This is a genomic window from Paenibacillus roseus (assembly GCF_016424485.1).
GTDB lineage: Bacteria > Bacillota > Bacilli > Paenibacillales > Paenibacillaceae > Paenibacillus_D > Paenibacillus_D roseus.
In genome coordinates, this window is record NZ_JAELUP010000106.1 from 1 (window position 1) to 1,680 (window position 1,680).

Here is a 1,680-nt window from a genome sequence, read left to right on the forward strand (position 1 = left end):
AAGTCTATAGGATAAGCCCTCGACCGATTAGTACTGGTCAGCTCCACACATTGCTGTGCGTCCACCCCCAGCCTATCAACCTCGTCGTCTTCAAGGGGTCTTACATACTGGGAAATCTCATCTTGAGGGGGGCTTCGCGCTTAGATGCTTTCAGCGCTTATCCCTTCCGTACATAGCTACCCAGCGGTGCTCCTGGCGGAACAACTGGTACACCAGCGGTACGTCCATCCCGGTCCTCTCGTACTAAGGACAGCTCCTCTCAAATTTCCTACGCCCACGACAGATAGGGACCGAACTGTCTCACGACGTTCTGAACCCAGCTCGCGTACCGCTTTAATGGGCGAACAGCCCAACCCTTGGGACCTACTTCAGCCCCAGGATGCGATGAGCCGACATCGAGGTGCCAAACCTCCCCGTCGATGTGGACTCTTGGGGGAGATAAGCCTGTTATCCCCAGGGTAGCTTTTATCCGTTGAGCGATGGCCCTTCCATTCGGTACCACCGGATCACTAAGCCCGACTTTCGTCCCTGCTCGACTTGTTGGTCTCGCAGTCAAGCTCCCTTATGCCTTTGCACTCTTCGAATGATTTCCAACCATTCTGAGGGAACCTTGGGGCGCCTCCGTTACTTTTTAGGAGGCGACCGCCCCAGTCAAACTGCCCGCCTGACACGGTCCCTCCACCCGATTCAGGGTGGCAGGTTAGAACTCCGATACGATCAGGGTGGTATCCCAACGGCGCCTCCTCCCACGCTGGCGCGCAGGTTTCAACGGCTCCCACCTATCCTGTACAGATCGTACCCAAGTCCAATATCAAGCTGCAGTAAAGCTCCATGGGGTCTTTCCGTCTTGTCGCGGGTAACCTGCATCTTCACAGGTATTAAAATTTCACCGGATCTCTCGTTGAGACAGCGCCCAAGTCGTTACGCCATTCGTGCGGGTCAGAATTTACCTGACAAGGAATTTCGCTACCTTAGGACCGTTATAGTTACGGCCGCCGTTTACTGGGGCTTCGGTTCACAGCTTCGGGTTACCCCTTACCGCTCCCCTTAACCTTCCAGCACCGGGCAGGCGTCAGCCCGTATACTTCGCCTTACGGCTTCGCACAGACCTGTGTTTTTGCTAAACAGTCGCTTGGGCCTTTTCACTGCGGCCCCCTCGGGCTATTCACCCTACCGAGGCACCCCTTCTCCCGAAGTTACGGGGTCATTTTGCCGAGTTCCTTAACGAGAGTTCTTCCGCGCGCCTTCGCATGCTCTGCTCGCCTACCTGTGTCGGTTTGCGGTACGGGCACCTTGATCTCACTAGAGGCTTTTCTTGACAGCCTGAACTCATGACCTTCGCTACTGCAATTTTCGCTCCCCATCACAGCCCAGCCTTATGATGTGCGGATTTGCCTACACACCAGCCTCACTGCTTGGACGGACATCCATCAGTCCGCGTCACTATCCTTCTGTGTCACCCCATTGCTCAAACAATCTTCGGTGGTACAGGAATTTCAACCTGTTGTCCTTCGACTACGCCTTTCGGCCTCGCCTTAGGTCCCGACTTACCCTGAGCGGACGAGCCTTCCTCAGGAACCCTTAGGCTTTCGGCGGACAAGATTCTCACTTGTCTTTTCGTTACTCATACCGGCATTCTCACTTGAATACAGTCCACCTGTCCTTCCGGTCAGACTTCTA

At 55.0% G+C, this 1,680-nt stretch carries 1 rRNA gene; it reads right to left on the reverse strand.

What is annotated here, in order from left to right:
• Window positions 1-7: 7 nt before the first annotated feature.
• Window positions 8-1,680: ribosomal RNA gene (locus JFN88_RS21380) — 23S ribosomal RNA — on the reverse strand; the annotation flags it as partial.